The 925-nt window shown below is 50.8% G+C and carries 1 pseudogene; it reads left to right on the plus strand.

The window, feature by feature from the left end:
• Window positions 1–925: pseudogene (locus SB753_RS34440) on the plus strand (DNA polymerase); the annotation flags it as partial.

Genomic DNA, 925 nt, shown 5'->3' on the forward strand with positions numbered 1-925 from the left:
ACGTTTCCTGAAAATCATCCGTGAAAAAGACCCGGACATCATCATCACCTACAACGGTGACTCTTTCGACCTGCCGTACCTGGCGAAACGTGCGGAAAAACTGGGTATCAAACTGACCATCGGTCGTGACGGTTCTGAACCGAAAATGCAGCGTATCGGTGACATGACCGCGGTTGAAGTTAAAGGTCGTATCCACTTCGACCTGTACCACGTTATCCGTCGTACCATCAACCTGCCGACCTACACCCTGGAAGCGGTTTACGAAGCGATCTTCGGTAAACCGAAAGAAAAAGTTTACGCGGACGAAATCGCGAAAGCGTGGGAAACCGGTGAAGGTCTGGAACGTGTTGCGAAATACTCTATGGAAGACGCGAAAGCGACCTACGAACTGGGTAAAGAATTCTTCCCGATGGAAGCGCAGCTGTCTCGTCTGGTTGGTCAGCCGCTGTGGGACGTTTCTCGTTCTTCTACCGGTAACCTGGTTGAATGGTTCCTGCTGCGTAAAGCGTACGAACGTAACGAACTGGCGCCGAACAAACCGGACGAACGTGAATACGAACGTCGTCTGCGTGAATCTTACGCGGGTGGTTTCGTTAAAGAACCGGAAAAAGGTCTGTGGGAAAACATCGTTTCTCTGGACTTCCGTTCGCTGTACCCGTCTATCATCATCACCCACAACGTTTCTCCGGACACCCTGAACCGTGAAGGTTGCCGTAACTACGACGTTGCGCCGGAAGTTGGTCACAAATTCTGCAAAGACTTCCCGGGTTTCATCCCGTCTCTGCTGAAACGTCTGCTGGACGAACGTCAGAAAATCAAAACCAAAATGAAAGCGTCTCAGGACCCGATCGAAAAAATCATGCTGGACTACCGTCAGCGTGCGATCAAAATCCTGGCGAACTCTTACTACGGTTACTACGGTTAC

The sequence above is a fragment of the Paraburkholderia sp. SIMBA_053 genome (assembly GCF_046534895.1).
GTDB lineage: Bacteria > Pseudomonadota > Gammaproteobacteria > Burkholderiales > Burkholderiaceae > Paraburkholderia > Paraburkholderia caledonica.